Below are 22,406 nucleotides of genomic sequence, written 5' to 3'. Positions count from 1 at the left end.
GCTCCAACCCTGCCAACGCCGCCCCGGCCTGACTCCCAACATCCATAGGCGAAAGGTGCGCCAAACCCCCCAAACCAAGCGGCTGACACCAGCCAGACGGCATCGTCCGTCGCCAACCGGCGCCGGCCCGAACCGGCCAGCACACACCAGACGCGCTCCCGCCCGCAGGCGACCAATCCGATGGGATAGCGATGGGACGAGCATCCCCCAGTCCTTTCAGACAAGAGGAACACCGGCCTGGCCAGGCCAAATAGTCGCGGGGGCAGGATTTGAACCTGCGACCTCCGGTTTAGCGGTTCAGCCGTTCCGTGAGACCTCGCCCGATGCCACAAGGTGCGTTTGACCTGCTGGAACAGTCCGGGCGTGGTTGCGCTGGGTTCCGCCAGATTCGGTCAGCTTCGACTGAAAGTGGACAGTCAATGGACACCCCGGCCGGCTCCGGTTCGCTCACGCCCTCGCTCCAAGTTGACGCTCCATCCAGTCCGGGTCTCGGCGAAGGTGAAACACGGCCAACACCTCTGCCGCCGTCGTGCGAGTACCACTTGAGAGCACGCGGTAGACCAACATGTACGGGAAGTGGCGCGGCACGACGTGTCGGTAGCTGTCAAAGATGGGCGCTCCGGCGAGAGGGAAGCGCCGGACCCCTCGAACAGCCAGGTCCACCTGTCTGCGCATCCGGGAAGCCAGCGAAGGGTCGATGGCCTTGTACCACTCGAGCGCCTGGCGCAGCTCCTGCTTAGCCTCGGGGTGGATGCGGACGGGGACGCTCATCCGAACTCGGCGGCCAGCTCCGCGTTAGCGTCTTCCCACGGAACCCCGATAGAAGGGTCAACATCCAAGTCTGCGGCGCGCCTGCGTACCGTCGCCCGCTGCTCCTCACTGAGCGCCGGCGCGTCGTCCGACCAGCCAATGCTGAGATCGATGAAGTCGCGCAATTCGACCTTCTCGGCCAGGCTTAACTGGCCCACCGCCTTCTGAAGACTGCTGCTGACCATCACCCGATTCTACCCGCACCACGCGTCACAACACCGGCCCCCGAGCCGCAACCTCCGCAGCCGTGAGCATCAGCACGGCCTACGATTCGCAGCGGGCCACGAGGTTGCGGCGCCGTCCATGCTGCCAGCAAACCTGAGGTCACCGGCCACATCGAAATCCCCAACTCCAGGCGCGACAGCCACAACGGCGAATGCCAGCCACTACTTCTCAATGGCGCTGACCGCGCCCAGCACGGCTCATACTCAAGCGCATAGGCTGATCGCACGGCCCCGCCAGATCCTCTCGACCATCCAACCGCCGAAGCCCAGGTCTTCGCGCCAATTGACCACGGCACCGCCAAGCTATTGTCCGCCGGGACGTTTCAGCGTGCAGGTCCCAGTATTGCCAGGTCGGACGCTTGTCCCCAACCGCCGCGACCACGCCGCACCCCAGGTCCGTGATCAGGTCGGCCGACACGCCGTCGGCCCGCAACAGCACCACGCGGCCGACCGGAAACGCAAGAGGCCCGGATCTCTCCGGGCCTCTGACCTGCGCAAATAGTAGCGGGGGCAGGATTTGAACCTGCGACCTCCGGGTTATGAGCCCGGCGAGCTACCGAACTGCTCCACCCCGCGTCGTTCAGCCCGGTTAGTCTAGGTGAAAACACCGGGCGAAGCAAGCGCACATTGTTCGGCGCCGGCGCCAGGAAACGACGCCACCAGGCGTTACGCCGCAAGCCGCAGGGGACCTCCCTAAGCCGCGAGCGAACAGGCTAGCCTGTTCCTGTCGCCTTAATGACGTCCCCATGCACTAGCGAAAGGACATCATGACCGAGTTTTCGCCCGGCCACGGTCCCGACAGCGCCTCCTCGGCGGAACTCCCGGCTGGATTCCCGCCGGGTTTCCAAGTTCAGCCAGCGCTGCCCACAACTCCCCCAGCCCCGTCCGACCCGCGTTTCCCCCCCGCCGAGCGGGCGTTGGCCGACCAGCTCGCCCAGCAACGCCAGGCCGACCCGCTGGCGGGCGTCAAAGTGGGCGCGGGGTTGTTTTACGATCAGTTGCTCCAGACGCTTCAGGGCGACCCGCGCGGGGTTCGGGCCGAACTGCTCCTGGGGGTCCCCGCGCTCCTCGCGGGCTACGCCTGCCAGGCCGCAACCTGGGAGTCGCTGGTGATCGGCATGGGCTACCCCGTCGACTCGGTCTTCATCCTGGCGGGCACCGCCCAGGGCGTCCACTACCCGTTCTCCGATCCGATGAACCACCTGCTACTCGAAGACCCCTACTCCGTTTGGGGTTTGGTTTCGGCCGCCGCCCGCGCCAAGACTGACCAGCCATTGCCCGATGCCGCCGACACCGTCGCGTACGTAGTCCGCAGCATCGGCACACCCGCGTTTGGGCGGCCCCGGCTTCCGGAGGGTTACACCCTTGGCGAAGACGCCATAAAGCTCCTCGAGGCGGCGTGGCCGCGCTTCCTCCCGCTGCTCGGCCTTTGCTGCGCCCTGCCGGAGGAATGGCCGGCGTTGTTCGCGGTCGCGTTGCAGCGCTCCATGGAGACGGTACGCCAGCTCATCGACCCGGTGACGGCCTGCGCCATCGCGATCGAATGCGCCGTGCCGATGGCGCACCTGCCCATGCGTCAGGTCGCCTGAGACCCGGCCGCGGGCAGCCCGACCCCCGGCTGGCTAACCGCCGGCCTGGTTGCGCGCCGCCTCCACGGCTGAGCGGGCGGCCTGCAGGTCGGCCTGGGCCTTGGCGTAAGCCTCCCAGTCGCCGGCCTTCATGGCCGAATCGGCCGCGTCGATCGCGTCCAACAGGTCTCCCAGCGCCTGGTCCAGGTCGCCTCCGCCGGAAGACGGCGGGGTGGAAGCTCCTGGGGTGGGCGCGGAAGCGGACGGCGCCGGGGTGGACGGGCTAGCCGACGCGCTGGGCGCGGGACTGGCCCCGCCACCTTCGCCCTCTTCCCCGGTAATGCCCGGATCGAGTTCTTTGCTGCCTATGTCGGAGTCCCCGGCCTCGGCGCCCGCGTCGCCCTTGAACACCGCGTCCAGGGCGGCGGTGAGCGTGTCCGCCACGCCCACGTCCTCGCCGAATCCGACCACGACCTTCTGCAGGGACGGGAACTGCGTGCCGGAGGAGGCCTGCACATACAGCGGTTGGACGTAGAGGAGGCCACCGCCCATGGGCAGGGTGAGCAGGTTGCCCTTGATCACCTCGGTGCCCTGGTCCTGAAGCAGGCGGATCTCGGACTTGACGGTCGAATCGGAGACGAAGGTGTTCTGGACCTGGCCGGGGCCGGCCACAGAGGTCCCCTGCGGCAACCGCAGCAGCCGCATCTTGCCGTAATCCGGGTCGACTTCCCCGGGGGTGTTCCCCGTCTCCGAGTTGACCGCCAAGAAGCCCTTGAGCACCGACCGGTCGTCGCCTTGCCCGGAGCTGGCCAGGATGTAGGTGGAGGAGAGCGAGAAGGTCGCCGCCTCCTGGGTCGGCATCTTCATGGTCAGGTAGTAGGGCGGCTGCTGGGCCACGGAGTCGCCGTCCTTGGTCGGGTCGGCGGGCGTCTTCCAGAAGTCCTGTTGCGAGAAGAAGGACGGCGCGTCCGTGACGTGGTATTTGGCCAGCACGGCCCTCTGGACCTTGAACATGGTCTCCGGGTAGCGCAGGTGGCTCATCAAGTCGCCGGAGATCTCCGAAACCGGCGTCAAGTTGTTCGAGTAGACCGCCGCCCACGCCCTCAGCACGGGATCCTCGGCGTCCCAGGCGTACAGGCGGACGGAGCCGTCGTACGCGTCGACAACCGCTTTGACGGAGTTGCGCAGGTAGTTCACCCGCTCCGAGGCGATCGCGTTGATGCCCGCCACATCGCGGCGGGCCGTGATGGTGTCCACGGTGGTGGTGTCAAGGGACTGATGCTGCGCGTACGGCACCGAATCCGCGGTGGTGTAACCGTCCACCACCCAGACGATCCGCCCGTCCACCACCGCCGGGTAGACCCGCTCGTCGAGGGTCAAATACGGCGCCACCTTCTGGACGCGCACGTACGGGTCGCGGTCGTACAGAATCTGGGATTCCGGCCGGACGCTGTCGGAGAAGAGGATGTTGGTGGACCCGAAACGAAGCGCGTACAGCAACTTGTTGAGGGTTGAGCCGACATTCGGGCCGCCTTTGCCGTCGTAGGTGTTGTTGACCTCTCCGGACTCCTCCGCGTCGGAGGGGTAGTCCAGTTCGATCGCCTGGTCCCCTTGCGCCCCGCCCACAATCGAGTAGTCCGGAGAGGTGGTGCCGAAGTAGACGCGGGGCTGCTCAATGTCCAGGTCGCCCTGAGAGGGGATGCCGTACTCGTAGAACGACGGCCAGCCCTGTTCGTCCGTGGTGTTGCCGTAGGCGGCGACAGCCCCGTAGCCGTGCGTGAACACCGTGTGCTGGTTGACCCAGGTGCTGCCGTCGCCAAGGCCGGACAGTTTCAAGTCGCGCACCGCGATCACGGTGTCCCGCTTCTCGTTCCCGATCGCGTACCGGTCGACAGCCAGGACGGACGGGAAGTCGTAGTACTGCTTGTTCTGCTCCTTTTGCCGGAACGTGGGGCTGACCACAGTCGGGTCCAGCAACCGGATCGACGCGGTCGAGTCGGCGTCTTCCCTGAGCGCCCCCGGCTCGGCGTCGGTCTTGGCAGAGTAGGAGGTCACCTCCACGTCTTCCAAGTCGAACGCCGCCCGCGTCGCGTCAATGTTGTGCTGAATGTAGGGGGCTTCCTTGTCCTTCATGGACGGGTCGACGGAGAAATGCTGGATCAGCGACGGGTAGGCCCAGCCGACCACCGCGGCGGACAGCACCATCAAACCCAGGCCGGTGGCCGGCAGCTTCCAGTCGCCCTTCCAGGCCGCCGCCACGAACATCGCCGCGACGAAAACCGCGATGCAGGCCATGATCAGCTTCGCCGGCATGTTGGCGTGGACGGCCGTGTACAAAGCGCCGTCCCAGCGGTCGCCGGACGCGTACATCATCGAGTAGCGGTCCAGGAAGTACTGCACCGCCACCGCCAGGCACAACACCGCGGCGGTGAGGCCCAGTTGGAGCCGGGCGGCTTTGGTCAAACCGCCTTTGGGGCCGCCCATGCCCATCCGGATGCCGCCGTACAGGTAGTTCATCACGACTGCGGCGACCAGGCCGATCGCGATGGCGCCCATCAGGAAGGAAACCCCGAAACGAATCGCCGGGAGTTGGAAGACGTAGAACGACCAGTCGAGCCCGAACTGCGGATCGACCTCGCCAAACTTGCGCGCGTTCATCGCCAGCAGCACGTTCTCCCATTGCGCGGCGGCGTTGCCCGCCGCGAACAGGCCGATCACCGCCGGCACCACAATCATGGCCGGACGCCGCACCGGCTCGAATTGCGACCGGTAGCGGCCCACCACCTGGTCCGAATCCGTCTCCGGCAGGTAGACGGGCCGCGCTTTGTAGGCGATCCACATCGACAGCCACACCACCAGCGCCATCACCAGGGCGCCGATCACGAACAGCGCGATCTGCGCCACCCATTGCGTGGTGAAGACGTTCAAGAATCCAAGCTGCCGGAACCACAGTACCTCGGTCCACAGCTTCGACGCCGCGACCAACGCAATCAGTAGAACAACCAGGATGAAGACAGTCCACGCGAGCGGCGAGCGCAGCAGCGGCCTGCCTTGGCGGCCCGGTTCGCGGGGTGGTCTTGGCGGTCGAGGAGGACGTGGCGGCAGATTCAAAGAGAACACGTAGTCAATCCAAACACATGAGCCTGGGACGGCGTAACGTCCCCCGCTGAACTGTCCGAATCATTGGGCTCAGCCCACGGCGAAACCCGCCGCCGATGCCGTCCGGTTGCCCGCCGGCATCCCCTCGCCGCGGTCGAAGCGCCCGGCCCGGAGCCGCCGATGCCGTCCGCCCGCCTCAAGGCGCCATCGGAAAGGTTGGCGCGGCCTCACTTCTCGCAACGGGGAAGCCCCGCCCCGTCGCCGGACCTGAGAGCGGCGAGGGCGTCGACGGCATCGTCCAACGAGGCAACCTTGACGACCTCCAGACCGGACGGCTCATGGCCAACCACTTCGGAACAGTTCGCGGCGGGCGCCAGGAAGACCTCCGCCCCGTCGCGTTTGGCCCCGATCATCTTTTGGCGGATGCCGCCGATCGCGCCGATCGAGCCGTCCGCGTCGACCGTGCCGGTGCCCGCGATCACGCGCCCGGCGGCCAAGTCGACCGGGCCGAGCTTGTCGATTATGCCCAACGCGAACATGGAGCCGGCACTGGGGCCGCCAATGTCCTCCACGCCGAATTCGATCTCGACCGGCAGCTTGAACGTGACGGTCACCCCGAGCAGCGTCCGGCCGTCGCTGGCTCGACTGGTCTCCAAGGTGACCGTGACGGGCTTGCCGTCGCGGCTCACGCCGACTTCGACCTCGGCGCCGGGCTCCACCCCGTCCAGGAGCCGCTTGAGCGAGGCGAAGCCGTCCACCGGGTCGCCGTTGATCGAGGACAGCTCGTCCCCGGTCTTGAACACGGACTTCGCCGAATCCGACTGCGGCTGGTCGATTTCAACGCCGACCCGCATGCCCAGGTACTCCAGCGCGGCGGCCGAGGCCGCGTCCTGCGAGGAGGTCATCTCCGCCGCCGACTGCGACTCGCGCTCTTCGGCGGTCGAGTCGCGCGGGTAGATCAAGTCGTACGGCACCACGGCGTCATCGGCGCTGAAATAGCCCTTGACCAGGCGGATGAGTCCCAGCGAACCCGGGTCGGAGCCATAAGCCCCTACCGTGGTCAACCGCAGTTGGCCGGTCACCTCGTGGCTCGGCTCTTGGCCCACCTGGATCAACTCCTCGCCGTCCACGCTGCCCAAGGTGTCGAAGGTGGGGCCGGGCGTCTCCAAGATGTAGGGAACGGGGAGCGAGAAGAGCACCGCGCCGGCGACAACGGCGGCGGCGAAGCCAGCCACCAGGCTGACGGTGCGCGGCGCCAGCCGGCGCTTGACGCGCGGCGGGGGCGGCGGCGGCGACGGCTGGGGGAACGGCTCGCCGGGTGGACCGGAAGGCGGCCCAGCGAGCGGCGCCGGGGGCTGGCCGGCGGGCGGCGGGAATTGGCTGGCGGGGGGCTGGGGCTGACCGGCGAACGGCATCGGCGGGCGGGCGGCGGGAGGCGGGAACTGGCCGACGGGGCGCTGGAACTGGCTGGCGGGGGGCTGGGGCTGGCCCGCGAACGGCATCGGCGGGCGGGCGGCGGGAGGCGGGAACTGGCCGGCGGGGGGCTGGGGCTGGTCGGCGAACGGCATCGGCGGCCGATCTGCGCGCGGCGGGGCGGACGGTTCGGGCTGCCGGTTGGCGCCCGGTTCGGGCGGTTGGTCTATCGTCACGCAGGACATTGTGCCCCAGGTTGCTACCGTTGGAGCAACACTTGAGGGGGAGCCATGACCGAACAGCCAGGCGCCGCGGGGCGCGACCTGCCGCCAGAATTGACCGAGTTGATCCGCACCTGGTTCGGCCCGCAGGCCGACGAGGTGCTGGAGACCTTCCGTCAGTCGGGCGTCAATCCGGCGGCGCTGTTCGAGGCGGTGGGGGCCGGGCCGGGCGGCGTGGACGCGGGGGCGGTGTTCAGCCAGTTGACGCAGTTTCTGCGGTCGGGCTCGCCGGATGGGGCGATCAATTGGGATTTGGCGCACGATGCCGCCCGCAAGGCCTCCCTGGCGAAAGGCGCCGACCCGGTGGTGCCTGCCAACCAGGCTGCACTGGTCGACGAGGCGTTCAAGGTGGCGGACCTGTGGCTGGACCAGGCCACAGAGTTCGGCGGCACGGGGTCTCCGGCCGCGGCGCTGTCCGCCGCCGACTGGATCGAGGCGACGCTGCCGCGCTGGCGCCAGCTCACCACGCCGGTGGCCCGGTCCCTGACCAAGGCGATGACTTGGCTGATGGAGCAGCACTCCCAGGAGCATCCGGGCGCGGCGGAGCTGACCCGTGACGCCTCGCGCGGCGTCTTGCCGCTGGTCGGCTCGCTGTTCGGCTTGCAGCTGGGTTTGGCGCTGGGGCAGTTGTCGCGCGAGGTGTTCGGCTACACGGACACCGGCTTGCCCCTGGTCGAGCCGGGCGCGACGGCGCTGCTGCCGGCGGCCGCCACCGCGTTCGCGGGCGACCTCCAACTGCCGGGCGCCGAAGTGCGGATCTTCTTGGCCACCCGTGAGTCCGCGCACGCGCGCCTGTTCAAACGGGTGCCCTGGCTGGTCGACCACCTTTACGGGGCGGTGGAGGCGTACGCCTCGGAGATCACTATCGACTTGAACCGGTTGGAGGCGATGGTCGCGGACGTGGATTTGGGCGATCCGGATTCGCTGCGGCAGGCCATTTCCTCGGGCTTGCTGGCGCCGTTGCTGACCGAGCGCCAGCATTCGGCTCTGCGCCGGCTGGAGACCGCGCTGGCGTTGGTCGAGGGCTGGGTTGACGTGGTCACCCGCGAGGCCCTGCACCAGAACTTGCCGGACCTGGGTTCGCTGCGGGAAATGGCCCGCCGGCGGCGGGCCGAGGGCGGCCCGGCGGAACACATGCTGGCCACCCTGGTGGGCTTGGAGCTCCGCCCGCGCCGGGCGCGGCAGGCTTCTGAGCTTTGGCAGTCGGTCACGGACCGGGGCAGTGCCGCCGACCGCGAGGCGATCTGGTCGCACCCGGACCTGCTGCCCACCTATGAGGACTTGGACCACCCGGAGGCGTTCTGGGACCTCCGCCAGGCCCGCGCGGAGGCGGACGCGGAAATGGACGCCGAAATAGCAGCCTTCCTAGACTCCCCCGACCCCTAACCACGGGGACGGTCCTTTCTTCGAACGACGGGGACACACCTGCCCTGCGGCCCCCCGGTGCCGCAACCACCGCGTTGCCCCCAAATGACTGTCCCCCCATTCGACACGGGGACGGTCCTTTCTTCGAACGACGGGGACACACCAGCGCGGTCTCGTCCGCTGCCCGGCACCGTCGGCCGCCCGGCGTTGGTGCCCACGCGGACCATCTGCGGTTAAGCCCTCAACGCAAAGGGCTGGACCGCAGGTCGCGCCAGCTCATACGGTGTGGCCAACGGGATCCGCGAAACGCGGCTCAGGAATGGGGGGGAAATGTCACGCGTAGCGCGCCAACAATCGGCGACAGGGATTTTCCATGTCATGATCCGGGGGGTCAACCGGCAGGTCATCTTCGAGCGCGACGACGACCGCTGCCGTTTTCTCGGCATATTGGCCCATGTCAAAGGGCTGACCGGATGCCGGATCTACGCCTATTGCCTCATGGATAACCACGTCCACTTGCTGCTCCGGGAGGGCCACGAACCGCTTGCGTTGGTGATGAAACGACTGACCGTCCGCTACGCGAGATGGTTCAACGAAACCTACGGGCGCGTGGGGCATCTTTTCCAAGGTCGTTTTCGCAGCTACCCCGTCGAGGACGACCCTTATCTGGTCACAGTTCTTCGCTACATTTGGCAAAACCCGGTCCGCGCCGGCCTCTGCTCCAGCGCAGCGGCATACCCGTGGAGCAGTCGGCACTGGGTCGGCGTTCCGAACGATTTGGTCAACGAATCAGACCTCGTTGACCTGCTGTCGGTCAATAGCTTAAGCGAATTGGATGGCGAACCAGGCGCCGCCGAGCCGATTCGGATACAGGATCCGCCACCATTGCCGCCGGGGGCGGGCGATTGGGCGAAAGAATTGGCCGAGGTCTTCGAACGCGTAACCGGCGCGAACACTGTGGCGGACTTTCAGCGGCTGCCAATCAACGAGCAGCGCCGGGTGATCCAGGAATTGCACGCACGTCGCGTCCCACTCGCCCAACTCGCGCGGCTGACCGGTCTGTCTCACACTCAGGTGTACTGGCGGGCCAAGACGGCGGTCGCCGAAGCCCCCGCGCGTGAATGAACGCTCGTCCGCCCCCGGCTCGAATAGGGGGACAGTCATTTGGCGGACGATGCCGGGCGTGCAGCCGCCAGGGACCGGCGCTTTCGCGTCAGGTGTGTCCCCATCGTTCAAAGAAAGGACCGTCCCCGGCTCGAATAGGGGGACAGTTGTTTGGCAGACGATGTCGGGCCTACAGTCACCAGGGACCGGCGCTTTCGCGTCACGTGTGTCCCCATCGTTCAAAGAAAGGACCGTCCCCGATTGGTGCGGGCTTGGAGGGATTGCGCCGATTGGGCGGCGTCGCCATCCGGGTAGGCGACCTGTTCAAGTGTCAAGCCGTGGGCCGGCGCCAACTGGACCTGGGGCGGGCGCCGCCCGCCCGCCAGCACCTCGCCCGGCCAAGCCGCCGCCTGACGGCCCGAGCCCACCGCCGCCAGCGCCCCCACCATGAAACGGACCATGTGGTGGCAGAACGCGTCCGCCTTGACCCACACGTCGATCCGGCCCTGGTTGACCCGGCGCACATCCAGTTCGAGCAGAGTCCGGATCGTTGAGGCCCCCTCGCGCGGCACGCAAAACGCCGCGAAATCGTGCTCGCCAAGCAACGGCGCGGCGGCCGCCGCCATCGCGGCCGCGTCCAGCGGCCGAGTCCACCAAGTCAAACCGCGCTCCAACGGATCCTGATACTCCCCCCGGTCCGCGATCCTGTAACGGTACCGCCGCCACAACGCCGAGAAGCGGGCGTCGAACCCGTCCCCCACCGACTCCGCGCCGAGCACCCGCATATCTTCAGCCATGATCGCGTTCAGCCGTCTGACCAGGGGATCAACTGTCGCGGAGGCGTCCGACCGACCCATCAACCGGGCCAGGTCCGCCTCCTCCAAGTCCACATGCGCCACCTGGCCGCGCGCGTGCACCCCCGCGTCGGTCCGCCCCGCCACGGTCACCCCGACCGGCCGCCGAATCAGCCGCTCCAGCGCCGCCTCCAACTCCCCCTGAACCGTCCGCTGGCCCGCCTGCGCCGCCCACCCGTGAAACCCCGCGCCGTCATACGCCAGGTTCAGCCTGACCCGCTCGCTCACGCGAACACCGCCACCGGCCGCGCCACCGCCCCCTCGATCCGCACCAGCCCGACCAGCCCCCCGTCCGGCCCGATCCCCGCCACCAGCGGCCCGCTCCCGCCGCCCGCCGGTTCGCGGCCTTCCGCCTCGCCAGACGGTCCGCCCGGCTCCCCGCGCCCGATGCCGTCCGCCCCGCCGCCGGAATCCGCAAGCTTCGGCAACCCGTTCGGCGGGGAACTGGCCAAAGCGAGGCGTTGGCCTTGGGCCAGACGCCGCGCCTCTTCGGCCGTCAGCCGCCATTCGGGCCAAAGCCGACGCGCCGCCCAGGCCGGCGAGCGCACCGCGAAATCGGCGGCGAGTTCCTCCAGCGCGGGAGCTTCTTCAACCTCGAACGGGCCGACCCGCAAGCGCCGCAACTCCGTCAGATGACCGCCCACCCCCAGGCTGGCGCCCAGATCGCGCGCCAGCGCGCGGACATAGGTGCCGGAGGAGCATTCGACCACCACGTCCGCGTCGAGGAAGTCGCCCTCAGCCCGCACCTCAAGCAGTTCGAAACGAGTGATGACGACCTCCCGCGCGGCAAGATCGACGCTTTCGCCCGCCCGCACCCTGGCGTAGGACCGCCGGCCGTCCACCTTCACGGCGCTGACCGCGCTCGGCACCTGCCGCACGCGGCCGCGCCAAGGCACCATCGCGGCCAGGACCTGCTCCAGCGGCAGGCTCGCGGCGGGGGCCCCGAATGTGACCTGACCCTCGGCATCGTCGGTGGTGGTGGCCGCCCCCAAGCGGATCGTGGCCTGGTAGGCCTTGTCCAAACCGACCAGGTAGGTCAGCAGGCGGGTGGCGCGGCCAACTCCCACAACCAGCAGGCCGGTCGCGGCCGGGTCGAGCGTTCCCGCGTGCCCAACCTTCTTGGTTCCCGCCAGCCGCCGGATGCGGGCCACGCAATCGTGGGAGGTCCACCCCGCCGGCTTGTCAAGCAGGATCAACCCGGCAACCGGCTCGGAGCCGGACCCGCCGGAGCCTTCCCCGGTCGCGGCCGCACGGTCGGCGCCCGAAGGGCCGCTACCGCCCTTGTCGGGTCGCGCCGTCAGCGCCATCTGTCGCCCCCGCCGAATCCCAGGCCACGCCACCCCCGTCGCCGCCCTGTCCGGCGTCTGCAGCCAGGTCGTCGTCCTCGTCCGGGTGCTTGTACGGGTCCGGCTCCCCGGCGTAGGCCGCGCCGGCGGCCAGGGCGGCCACGGCCGCGTCGCGGGCCGCCGCCTCGCGCAAGGCGTCCTCAATTCGATGGGCGCCCTCCGGCAGCTCGTCCAACTGGAACTCGATCGAGGGGGTCAACCGCAATCCCAGAGACCTGCCCACTTCGGACCGGATCAGCCCGCGCGCGGAGGCCAGAGCCTGCGCCGTCTCCTCCCGCGCCGTCGAGTCGCCCAGCACGGTGTAGAAGACGGTCGCGTGATGAAGGTCGCCGGTCACCCGCACGTCGGTGATCGTGACGAAGCCCAGGCGCGGATCTTTGATCCGCCTCGACAAAAGCCCCGCCACGACCTCCCGGATGCGGTCCGCCACACGGCGAACCCTGGGCGACTCGACCATCAGACGCGTTCCTTCTCGCGGACCTCGTAGGTTTCGATCAGGTCGTCGACTTGGATGTCGTTGAAGGAGCCCAGCCCAATACCGCATTCGTAGCCCTCGCGGACCTCGGTCATGTCGTCCTTGACCCGGCGCAGTGACTCGATGGTCAGCGACTCGCCGACCACCGCGCCCCGGCGCAGGACGCGGGCCTTCGCCCCGCGCCGAATCAAGCCCGAACGTACCAGGCAGCCCGCAATGTTGCCGAACTTGGAGGACCGGAACACCTCCCTGATCTCGGCTGTGCCCAGGCGGACCTCCTCGAAGTCCGGCTTGAGCAGGCCCTTGAGCGCCGCCTCCACGTCATCGATGGCCTGGTAGATGACCGAATAGAAGCGTACGTCCACGCCCTCGCGTTCGGCCAGTTCCTCGACCCGTTCCGCATAGCGGACGTTGAAACCGATGATGATCGCGTTGTCCACGCCCGCCAGGTTGACGTCGTTCTGGGTGATGGCGCCAACACCCCGGTGGATGACCCGCAGTTCGACTGTCTCGCCCACGTCGATCTGCAGCAGGGCGTCTTCCAACGCCTCGACCGAACCGGCCACGTCGCCCTTGATGACCAGGTTGAGGGTCTCCACCTTGCCCAGTTCGAGCGCCTTGGTGAAGTCCTCCAGGGAGATCCGCTTGCGCCGTTTGGCCAGGGTGGCGGCCCGTTCGGCGGCTGCCCGTTTCTCCGCGATCTGCCGGGCCGTCCGGTCGTCCGGCGCCACCAGGAAAGTGTCGCCGGCGCCCGGGACGGACGTCATGCCGATCACCTGGACGGGTCGGGACGGGCCCGCCTCCGTCACGGATTGGCCGTGCTCGTCAAACATGGCCCGGACCCGGCCGTAGGCCGTGCCCGCCACAATCGCGTCTCCCACTTGGAGCGTCCCGGACTGCACCAGCGCGGTGACGACCGCGCCGCGGCCCCGGTCCAGGTTCGCCTCGATCGCCACCCCCCGAGCCGCCTTGTCGGACTTGGCGCGCAGGTCAAGGCCCACGTCGGCGGTCAGCAAGACCGCCTCCAGCAGGTCCTCGATCCCGATCCGCTGTTTGGCGGACACGTCCACGAACATGGTGGTGCCGCCGTATTCCTCGGCCACCAGGTTGTATTCGGTCAGCTGAGCCCTGATCTTGTCCGGGTTCGCCCCTTCGACGTCGATCTTGTTGACCGCCACCACAATCGGCACGTTGGCCGCCTGGGCGTGGTTGAGCGCCTCGATCGTCTGAGGCATGACCCCGTCATCGGCGGCGACCACCAAGATGGCGATGTCCGTCACCTGGGCGCCGCGCGCCCGCATGGCCGTGAACGCCTCGTGGCCGGGCGTGTCGATGAAGGTGATGGCCCGTTCGCCGCCATCGTGCTCCGTCATGACCTGATAGGCGCCGATGTGCTGGGTGATGCCGCCCGACTCGCCCTCCACCACGCGCGTGTGCCGGATCGCGTCGAGCAGCTTGGTTTTGCCGTGGTCCACGTGGCCCATCACAGTCACCACCGGCGGCCGTTCGGTCAGTTCGGACTCCGTCTCGGCGTCGAGTTCGCCTTGCAGGTCAATGTCGAACGAGTCGAGGAGTTCGCGGTCCTCGTCTTCCGGCGACACGATCTCAATGAGGTACCCGAGTTCCGCCCCGAGCGTCCCAATGGTGTCCTCGTCCAAGGATTGCGTCGCCGTGGCCAACTCGCCCAAGTTGAACAGCACCGTCACCAGCGCCGCCGGATTGGCTCCGATCTTGTCGCCCAGATCCGTCAGCGACGCGCCGCGGCGCAGCCGGATGAGCGTCGATCCGTCGCCGCGCGGCAGCCTGATGCCGCCCAGGATCGGCGCGTCAGCCTGCTCGAACTCTTGGCGTTTCGCCCGTTTGGACTTGCGGCCCTTGGCCGGCCGTCCTCCGCTGCGCCCAAAAGCGCCTTGGGTTTGGCCGCGCCCGCCGGCGCCCCGCCCCCGGCCGCCCGGACCGCCAAAACCGGTGCCGCCCCCGGCTCCACCAGCGCCAGCGCCAGCGCCAGCGCCACCGGCGCCACCGCCACGCCCGGCGCCGGCTCCCGCGCCACGGCCTCGGCCGGGCGCGGTCGATCCGCCTTTCGGACCGCCCGGCGCGCCGGTGGTCCCAGCGCCCTGGCCCAGCGATGTGCGTCCCGGCATCATCCTCGGACTCGGGCGGGGCCCGCCGGGTCGCGGGCCGCCCGGCCTGGGCATGCCTTGCGACGAGGCGAACGGGTTGTTGCCCGGCCTGGGCACTCCCGGCCTGGGCGCCCTCATGCCCTGCGCCGAGCTGTACGGGTTGTTGCCCGGCCTGGGGCCGCCCGGACGCTGCCCGCCGGGACGGGGCGCCGGCGGGGTGTCGCTCGCCGCGGCCGGCGCAGGCGTCGGCTCGCTTGGAGCAGCCGGCGCGGTCGGGACGGCGGAAGTCGCGCCCGATGCTGTCTTGTCACCCTCGCCAGCACCTCCCGCGGGTTTCGGGGCGCTCGCGGTGGGCGGCGGAGCCGCTGCGGGCTGGGCCGGGGACTGAAACTCGACTGCCGCCGCGGTCGGCTGCTGGACCGGCTCAGGCCCTTCCGGCGGCGCGGCCTTGGCTGCCGGCACCGGCGCTGGCGCGCTCGGCTCGGCGCCCGGCGCGGGCTGAGCGGCGGCCGGCGGCACGGCTGGGGCGGGTGGCACGGCATCGGCCGACGGCTGGGCCGGGGCCTGCGCCTGAGCGGGTTCCGGCGGCCCTGCGGGACGGGCTGGGGGTCCGGCCTTGTCTTCCGGCGGGGCGGGGGGAGGGAAAGCCTCCATCACCTTGCGCACCACCGGCGCCTCGATCGTCGAGGAGGCCGAGCGCACATACTCGCCGATTTCCTTCAGCTTTTCGAGTACTTCTTTACTCGTCACTCCAAGCTCTTTGGCGAGCGCTGACACGCGCTGCTTTTGCACTTTGCTCCTGTCCTTGGCCCGTTCCAAGGCAGGAACGCGCCAGCTAGTCCTGGGTACTCATTTCAGGGCACTCATTGTGTGTCCATCGGTCTCTCCACCCGTTGGGTTGATTTGATCGGGTCTGTCCAACCCGTGCAAAGCGCCAACGTCCACGCCACCTTGGTGGCGAAACGCCCGCACCCAAACCTTGCGACTGATCGCCCGGTCAACGCACTGGCGCCGGGGGTGCAGCCAAGCGCCGCGTCCCGGCGATCCGTTTCGCAGGTCCACGACTAGCAACGCCGGGGAGACGCTGGCGTCGAGGACCAATCGGATCAGGTTGGAGCCAAGGTCACGTTCGCGGCACCCCACGCAAGTACGCATTGGGCCTGAAGCCATTGCTTTTCCCTCCAACGCGCGCGTGCGAGCCTAAGACCGCGACCCGGCCTGGGACAGTCTAGCGGACTGCGGGCGGTGGTGCGGGCTGGTCCTGGCCGGCCGGCTGTTCGCGCGCGGCGTCGGAGCGGATGTCGATCCGCCAGCCGGTCAGCTTGGCCGCCAGGCGGGCGTTCTGCCCCTCCCGGCCAATCGCCAGCGACAACTGGAAGTCCGGGACAATGGCGCGCGCGGTGCGGTTCTTGTCGTCAACGATCTCGACCGATGTGACGCGCGCTGGCGAGAGCGCCGCCGCGACAAAAGCCGCCGGGTCGTCGGAATAGTCGACTATGTCGATTTTCTCCGGTCCAAGCTCTCCCATCACCGCCCGCACGCGGCCGCCCATCGGCCCTATGCAGGCGCCCTTGGCGTTCAGCCCCGTCTCCTTGGCTTTGACCGCGATCTTGGTGCGGTGGCCCGCCTCGCGAGCAATCGAAGCGATTTCAACCCTGCCGTCCGCCACTTCCGGCACCTCCAGCGCGAACAAGCGCTTGACAAGCATCGGATGCGACCGCGACAAGGTGATCGACGGCCCCTTCGGGCCGCGGGCGACCTCCTGGACCAAGACCTTGATCCGGTCGCCGTGGTTCAGCACCTCCCCGGGGATCTGTTCATGGCCCGGCAGGACGCCTTCCACCCCGCCAAGGTCCACATGGATCGCGCGCCCGTCGCGCGACTGCACCACGCTGCCGGTTACCACGTCATTTTCCCGTGCTTGGAAAGTGCCCACCAAGACGGTGTCCTCGGCGTCCCGCAGCCTTCCCAGGATGACCTGGCGGGCGGTCGCCGCCGCGATGCGCCCAAAGTCGCGCGGCGTGTCATCCCACTCGCGGACGAGCGCGCCGTCCTCGTCGCGCTCTTGCGCCCAGACCGTGACGTGCCCGCTTTGCCGGTCCAGTTCGACCCGCGAGTGCTCTTGCGCGCCCGGCGTCTTCTCATAGGCCAGTTGCATGGCCTGTTCAATCGCCGGTATCAGAACCCGGAGCGGAATGTCCCGCTCGGTCTCCAATGACCTGAGTTCGGTCATGTTGATGTCCATCGACCCGCCTCCCCGCGCTGGCCCTGGCTCAGGGCCTGTTCACTTGTTGCTGTTCACTTGTTTTGATTCGGTTGTCTTGATTCAGTTGTGGCGGCGACCGCCCGTCGCCGCGCCGTCGAAGTGAAAGGGAACGCGCCTGCGCGCGCTTCGGGGCCGGCTGGCGGGGCTGGTGACCGCTGTTGGGCTAAGAGTCTACTAAGTGGCAGTATCAATGCGATGCTGAAAACCCGTTCACCCTCCGCGATCGTTGTGACGTGCCTGGTTCTGACGTCCGCCGCCTGCGCGGCCGTCCCTCCGCCGGTGGCCCCGCCGGCCGCCACGGACCGCGAAAACCTGGTTGCTGCCCTGGCGGACTTGGGTCCGGCGGCGGCGGCGTGCGCCGTGTCGCCGCCCCCCAACCTCACGGCCGCGGGCTTGGAATTGTTGACCCGGCACGCGCCGGAGTGGCTCGACGCGCTCGGCGGCGTGCCGCCAAGCGGGGCTTCAGGGTCCGGCGGCGAAACGTCTGCGGGGGCGTCTTTCGCCCCCGCCGCTTCTGACACGGCGGTTGGCGCCGGCTGCGAGCCCGGCCTCTTGGACCGCGATCTGGGCCGGGTGCGGGCCTTGTCGGTCCGTTTGAGCGGCGAGGACGCGGTGGCGCGGGCCGTGGCCCGCGCTTCTGGCGCTGATGAAGCCATTCTTTTCGACGCGCTGGCCGGCGGCCAGCCGCCAGCGGCCGAGGATCTGGCCACACTGGACCCGGAGGACTTGAGCGACTTGGCCTTGGCCGAGGACCAAGCGGGCTTTGTCGGCGAGTACCTTGCCGCCCAATCTCCCGATCCGGAATTGGCCGCTCGCCTCGAGGCCGCCGCCGCCCTGCACAGCTCACGCGGCCAAACCCTCGCAGACCTGGGCGGCGGCCCCGATCCCCGGCAGCCGGCCTATCAGTTGGGCGCCCCGCCAGCCGGCCCGGACGCGATCCGGGAGCGCTGGGCGGCCGTCGAGTTGGCCTTGGCCAGCCACTATGCGGCCCTCCCTGATGGCGCCGCCGATCCGCTGTTGACCTGGCAACTCGTGGAGGCCGCCACGTGGGGCGCCGAACTGCCCGCCCTGCCTTTCCTCGCCTAAACAGTTAGCGGTGTGCCAACGGCCGGGCGCCCCGCAAGCGCTTCTCGACCCAGCATTGGGTCAGGGTCGTGATTTCGCCCGCGCTGGGCCTCATTGTGCGGCCGCGAGAGCAGCGTCGACAGTCGCCGCGACCTGCGCGACTGCCCCGTCCAGGGGAATTTCCGCCCTGGTTCCCGCCTGGCGGTCGCGCAACTCGACCAGGCCTCCGGCAAGACCGCGCCCCACCACCAGGATGTAGGGGACGCCCAGCAACTCGGCGTCGGCGAACTTGACGCCGGCGGACTCCTTGGGGCGGTCGTCATACAGCACTTCCAGTCCGGCCTCTTCAAGGTCCGCGGCCAAGTCGGCCGCCGCCGCGAAAATCCCGGGGTCCTTGCCGGTCGCCACCACGTGGACTTGCGCCGGAGCGACGTGGACCGGCCAGATCAGCCCGCGGTCGTCGTGGTACTTCTCGGCCAATGCCGCGAGCGCGCGGGTCACCCCAATTCCGTAGGAGCCCATGGTCACCGTGACCAGCTTGCCGTTTTGGTCCAGCACCTTCAGGTCCAAGGCGGCGGCGTACTTGCGCCCCAGTTGGAAGATGTGTCCCAGTTCAATGCCCCGGGCCAGTTCGAGCGGCCCGGAACCATCCGGCGCCGGGTCGCCCGCCCGCACCGACGCCACGTCCAGCACGCCTTGGCCGTCCTGCCCGGCCGCCAAGAAGTCGCGTCCGGCGACCAGACCAAAGACGTGCTGGTCGGCGGCGTTGGCGCCGGTGATCCAAACGCTGCCGGGAACGACACGCGGGTCCAGGTGATATGGCACCGCGGTCTCCGGGTCGGCCGCGTTCGCCCCGAGCACCTGCGGCCCTATGTACCCGCGCACCAACTCCGGATGGCGGGTGAAATCCTCCTCGGTGGCCGCTTCGACTTCGGCGGGGTAGACGGCCGCGTCCAGGCGCGCCATGTCCACCTCGCGGTCTCCGGGCACGCCCACCACGATCAGCCCCCTGGCGCCGCCGGGCTGCTTCAGCGCCACGACCACGTTCTTGAGGGTGTCCGCGGCGGTCCACGGCCGGCCGTCCGCGCGGGGCTGGTCGCGGTTGGCCGCGTCAACCAACGTCTCAATGGTGGTGGTGCCGGGCGTGGGTTCGACGTGGGCGGGCGGCAAGCCGTCAATCGGCCGGGCTGGCGGCGCCACGGCGGTGACCGCCTCGACGTTGGCGGCGTAGCCGCCCGCCGAGCGCACGTAGGTGTCCTCGCCGACGGGCGTGGGATGCAGGAACTCCTCCGAGCGCGACCCGCCCATCGCCCCGGACATCGCCGACACGATCACCGTGTCCAGCCCCAACCGGTCGAAGATGCGCTGGTAGGCCCCGCGTTGGGCGTCGTAGGAGCGTTCCAGACCCATGTCGTCTACGTCGAACGAATAGGCGTCCTTCATGATGAACTCGCGCCCGCGCAGCAACCCCGCGCGCGGCCTGGCCTCGTCCCGGTACTTGGTTTGGATTTGATAGAGGGTCAGCGGCAGTTCTTTGTAGCTGGAGCACATGTCCCTCACCAAGAGCGTGAAGGCCTCCTCGTGGGTGGGGGCGAGCAGCATGTCCGCTTCCTTGCGGTCCCGCAACCGGAACATGTTTGGCCCGTAGTCCTCCCAGCGTCCGGACGCCTGGTAAGGCTCCGCCGGCAGCAGCGCCGGGAAGCGGACCTCTTGACCGCCGATTCGGTTCATCTCTTGGCGCACAATCGCCTCAACCTTGCCGAGGACCCGCAATCCCAGCGGCAGCCAGGCGTAGATTCCCGGCGCCTGCCGACGGATGTACCCCGCCCGCACCAGGAGCTTGTGGGAGGCGACCTCCGCGTCGGCGGGGTCTTCCCGGAGAGTCTTGACAAATAGATTCGACATGCGCAGCACGCCCTAAACCTTACCCACCGCAGGCGCCCTGGCCGTCTCCCCACGACCGGGACCGCCGCGCCGCGATCGGAATGCCCGCTACGGTAGGTGGACATGGCAGCCGTCGCGGAGTGTCTGCGCATCGAAGACGCCTGGTACTCCTATGGGGACGATGCCGACCACGCGCTCTCCGGTGTTTCCTTGCGGCTTGCCCAGGGCGACCGGGTGGCGCTGATCGGCCCGAGCGGTTGCGGCAAGACGACCCTCCTCTATCTCGCAGCAGGCCTGCTAAAGCCCAGCCGGGGAACGGTCGCGAGTTGCGGTCTGCCGGTGTCGGAACTGTCGCCGGACGAAAGATCGCGGCACCGCCGGCAGAATGTCGGGTTTGTGTTCCAGTTCGGCGAGTTGATCGCAGAGTTGTCGCTCCGCGACAACGTGGCGCTGGGCGGCGAACTTGCCGGATTGAAACGCGGTGTTGCCCTCACGCGGGCCGACGATCTTCTTGAGCAAGTCGGCCTCAGCGGACTGGCTCACCGCAAACCCGGCGCGGTGAGCGGCGGGCAAGCCCAGCGGTGCGCGTTGGCGCGGGCGTTTTGCCACAGACCGGCACTGATCCTGGCCGACGAGCCGACTGGCTCGTTGGATCAGGCCAACGCGCGGGCGGCAACCAGGTTAATCGGCGAGTTGGCAGACCAACGTGGCGCCACCGTGCTGCTGGTGACCCATGACCGGGCAGTGGCAGAGTCTTGCCACCAGGTCATTGGGATGATCGACGGGAGGATTCGGCCGTGAACCGGTCGTGGCTCGCCCGCCCGGCCCACGCACGGGTTTCTAAGACCACCGCACTGCGGGCGGGGCGGTGAGGCGGGGCGTGCCATTGGAATGGCGCCTGGGTCTCCGGATGTGGCGGCCCGCTTCGCGCCCCGAATGCCTGGCGGCCTCGCTGTGCGTTGCCGTCGCTGCCCTGATCACCTTGTCTTTGCAGGTTGTTTGGGAAGCCCACCGCCAGTTGGCCCACCGGTCCGAGGTGGCCGCTGAGCGAGCGATCGTGAGCGTGCCGGACGGCACCCTGGAAGACTGCGCGTTGGTGGCTTTCGAAGAGGTGGTCATCGGCGACCAAGCGCTCGAGCTATACCGCATGGGCCCCAATCCGCACGGTTATCCCGAGCCGCCGGGTGCGCGGTGGCCGGAGCGGGGCGAGCTTTGGCTGTCGCCAGCGGCCGCCGCCCAACGGGAGGTCAATTCGTACCTGGCGGCGCTGACCCCGGGACGGCAGGCGGGCCAAGTCTCGCCGTCCGGCCTGAGGGACCCGAACGAATTGGTGGCCTACGTGGGTGTCGGACAAGACGAGGCGGCCGAGTTGGGTTTCGCCACGCTCATCAAGGGGTTTGGTCAGACGGGAACCGGTTGGGGCCAGCTACCTGATGAGATCCCGGCTCACGCTTTGCGCCTCGCTACAGTGGTGACGCTGCTGGTGGTCCTGATCGGCGCGTGCGGACTGGCAGCGGTCTCGGCGACTGCGGCCGCTCCCACCCGGCGCAGACGCTTGGCGGTTCTGGCGCTGCTCGGTTGCCGGCAGCAGGCGCTGCGCCGCATCGCCCGCGTCACCAGCGCCATTTTGGCCGTGCTCGGCGCCGCCGTTGGAACCTTGGCCTATCCCGTCATTCTGGCCTGGACACCGTCAATTACCCTGTTCGGGGTCGATTTTTGGTGGCGGGAAAGGCCATGGAACTGGCAAGCGGGAGTCCTCGCGGCAGTCGTCGCCGTGGCGGTCGTGACGTTGTTCGCCAGCCGCCAGGCCGACGAAGACCCGCTTGCCGTGCGATCGCGTCAGCCCGACAGGAGGGTGTCGCCGTGGCGCATGGGGCCGTTGGGGGTCGTGTGTGCAGTCGTGCTCGGCATCTTGATCGGTAGCCGTGGCGAGGAGACGCTGCATGGCCCCATGCCCACGCCGGTACTGGTGACCCTGATGATCAGTACCGTCGCAGCAGTTGCGGCGCTGATTTGGGCCAGCCCGTGGCTGATTCGCTGGGTCGCGTCGGCTGTTGGCCGCGGCCCGTTGGTTTGGCGTCTCGCCGGAGCCAGAGCCGGCCACCATGCCCGCACCGCGAGCCGTCTGGCTGCCGGCGTTGTGACAGGGATGATCATGTTGGGCGTGGCCAGCGGATACGTCTCTGCGGCGACCCGAATGCTGGCGGAGGGAGATGACAGGTACGGCGAATACCAACGGATTGCCCTGTCTGCCGGGCAGTTCAGCGATCCGGCGGACCTGCGCTCGGCGATTGAACTGGGCTTGTCGTCTTCATCGCTGCAAAGCGCCACCGTCTCCGCACAGGATGGCACTGCCAAGCCCCTCCAGCAAAGCCCACCCAGCGTAGCCGATGGCGTGTCTTACGAGTTCGTGCTGGGTGCGCGTCAGTTTTGTTGGTGGGCGTGTGGGACCTGGGTTGTCTGGGGTGCGGACCTATCCCAGATTTGGTTGTATCGGCGGCCGCCTTGGTTGTCTTGGTCGTTTGAGCG

Annotated in this window: 16 protein-coding genes, 1 tRNA gene and 2 pseudogenes; 6 read left to right on the top strand and 13 right to left on the bottom strand. The window is 68.7% G+C overall.

What is annotated here, in order from left to right; genetic code table 11:
* Positions 1 to 447: 447 nt before the first annotated feature.
* From LBC97_15005 to LBC97_14995, 3 genes are all read right to left on the bottom strand, one after another.
* A complete protein-coding gene (locus LBC97_15005) occupies positions 448 to 771 on the bottom strand; it encodes a type II toxin-antitoxin system RelE/ParE family toxin (GenBank protein ID MDR2567338.1) in 324 nt (107 codons plus the stop codon).
* Complete coding sequence (locus LBC97_15000; protein ID MDR2567337.1) at positions 768 to 995, bottom strand: addiction module protein; 228 nt, start codon at positions 993 to 995, stop codon at positions 768 to 770. Before LBC97_15000 ends, LBC97_15005 begins: the two co-directional genes overlap by 4 nt.
* Before the next feature lie 541 nt (positions 996 to 1,536).
* A tRNA-Met gene (locus tag LBC97_14995) sits at positions 1,537 to 1,610 on the bottom strand.
* Between the two features lie 191 nt (positions 1,611 to 1,801).
* On the opposite strand from LBC97_14995, the gene LBC97_14990 reads away from it, so the two are divergent.
* On the top strand, positions 1,802 to 2,623 hold the full coding sequence (locus LBC97_14990; protein ID MDR2567336.1) for a hypothetical protein: 822 nt from the start codon (positions 1,802 to 1,804) through the stop codon (positions 2,621 to 2,623).
* Positions 2,624 to 2,656: 33 nt separating this feature from the next.
* On the opposite strand, the gene LBC97_14985 is transcribed toward LBC97_14990, so the two are convergent.
* The 3 genes and pseudogenes from LBC97_14985 to LBC97_14975 form a co-directional block, all read right to left on the bottom strand.
* The gene (locus tag LBC97_14985) at positions 2,657 to 5,722 is read right to left on the bottom strand and encodes a UPF0182 family protein (protein ID MDR2567335.1); all 3,066 of its coding nucleotides are present in this window, start codon (positions 5,720 to 5,722) and stop codon (positions 2,657 to 2,659) included.
* A 206-nt stretch (positions 5,723 to 5,928) separates the two neighbouring features.
* A pseudogene (locus LBC97_14980) lies at positions 5,929 to 6,291 on the bottom strand (Lon protease).
* Between the two features lie 60 nt (positions 6,292 to 6,351).
* Positions 6,352 to 6,555, bottom strand: a pseudogene (locus LBC97_14975) (PDZ domain-containing protein).
* Positions 6,556 to 7,404: 849 nt separating this feature from the next.
* On the opposite strand from LBC97_14975, the gene LBC97_14970 reads away from it, so the two are divergent.
* Both LBC97_14970 and LBC97_14965 read left to right on the top strand, forming a co-directional pair.
* Complete coding sequence (locus tag LBC97_14970; GenBank protein MDR2567334.1) at positions 7,405 to 8,781, top strand: zinc-dependent metalloprotease; 1,377 nt, start codon at positions 7,405 to 7,407, stop codon at positions 8,779 to 8,781.
* Between the two features lie 264 nt (positions 8,782 to 9,045).
* Positions 9,046 to 9,885, top strand: a complete 840-nt coding sequence (locus LBC97_14965) for a transposase (GenBank protein ID MDR2567333.1) — start codon at positions 9,046 to 9,048, stop codon at positions 9,883 to 9,885.
* Between the two features lie 218 nt (positions 9,886 to 10,103).
* Here the strand turns inward: LBC97_14965 and truA are convergent, their stop codons facing one another.
* The 6 genes from truA to nusA form a co-directional block, all read right to left on the bottom strand.
* A complete protein-coding gene (gene truA, locus LBC97_14960) occupies positions 10,104 to 10,946 on the bottom strand; it encodes a tRNA pseudouridine(38-40) synthase TruA (GenBank protein MDR2567332.1) in 843 nt (280 codons plus the stop codon).
* Complete coding sequence (truB, locus tag LBC97_14955) at positions 10,943 to 12,025, bottom strand: tRNA pseudouridine(55) synthase TruB (protein MDR2567331.1); 1,083 nt, start codon at positions 12,023 to 12,025, stop codon at positions 10,943 to 10,945. Before truB ends, truA begins: the two co-directional genes overlap by 4 nt.
* On the bottom strand, positions 11,991 to 12,521 hold the full coding sequence (rbfA, locus tag LBC97_14950) for a 30S ribosome-binding factor RbfA (protein ID MDR2567330.1): 531 nt from the start codon (positions 12,519 to 12,521) through the stop codon (positions 11,991 to 11,993). The genes truB and rbfA overlap by 35 nt, the downstream gene beginning before the upstream one ends.
* Positions 12,521 to 15,454 (bottom strand): translation initiation factor IF-2, encoded by a 2,934-nt coding sequence (gene infB, locus LBC97_14945; protein ID MDR2567329.1) that lies wholly within the window; start codon positions 15,452 to 15,454, stop codon positions 12,521 to 12,523. The genes rbfA and infB overlap by 1 nt, the downstream gene beginning before the upstream one ends.
* Positions 15,455 to 15,511: 57 nt before the next feature.
* Positions 15,512 to 15,817: a YlxR family protein gene (locus tag LBC97_14940; GenBank protein MDR2567328.1), complete on the bottom strand. Its 306-nt coding sequence runs from the start codon at positions 15,815 to 15,817 to the stop codon at positions 15,512 to 15,514.
* A 73-nt stretch (positions 15,818 to 15,890) separates the two neighbouring features.
* Positions 15,891 to 16,907: a transcription termination factor NusA gene (nusA, locus tag LBC97_14935; protein ID MDR2567327.1), complete on the bottom strand. Its 1,017-nt coding sequence runs from the start codon at positions 16,905 to 16,907 to the stop codon at positions 15,891 to 15,893.
* A 216-nt stretch (positions 16,908 to 17,123) separates the two neighbouring features.
* On the opposite strand from nusA, the gene LBC97_14930 reads away from it, so the two are divergent.
* Complete coding sequence (locus tag LBC97_14930) at positions 17,124 to 18,014, top strand: hypothetical protein (GenBank protein MDR2567326.1); 891 nt, start codon at positions 17,124 to 17,126, stop codon at positions 18,012 to 18,014.
* Between the two features lie 90 nt (positions 18,015 to 18,104).
* Here LBC97_14930 and LBC97_14925 read toward each other — a convergent pair whose 3' ends face one another.
* On the bottom strand, positions 18,105 to 19,898 hold the full coding sequence (locus LBC97_14925) for a proline--tRNA ligase (protein ID MDR2567325.1): 1,794 nt from the start codon (positions 19,896 to 19,898) through the stop codon (positions 18,105 to 18,107).
* A gap of 102 nt (positions 19,899 to 20,000) precedes the next feature.
* Between LBC97_14925 and LBC97_14920 the strand changes: the two genes are divergently transcribed.
* Together LBC97_14920 and LBC97_14915 are read left to right on the top strand one after the other, a co-directional pair.
* On the top strand, positions 20,001 to 20,678 hold the full coding sequence (locus tag LBC97_14920) for an ABC transporter ATP-binding protein (protein ID MDR2567324.1): 678 nt from the start codon (positions 20,001 to 20,003) through the stop codon (positions 20,676 to 20,678).
* 109 nt (positions 20,679 to 20,787) lie between these two features.
* Positions 20,788 to 22,406, top strand: a 1,619-nt coding sequence (locus LBC97_14915) for a hypothetical protein (GenBank protein MDR2567323.1), incomplete at its 3' end; no start/stop codon positions are given.

Source organism: Bifidobacteriaceae bacterium, assembly GCA_031281585.1.
Taxonomy (GTDB): Bacteria; Actinomycetota; Actinomycetes; order Actinomycetales; family WQXJ01; genus JAIRTF01.
This window is presented reverse-complemented; position numbering and strand designations above follow the sequence as displayed.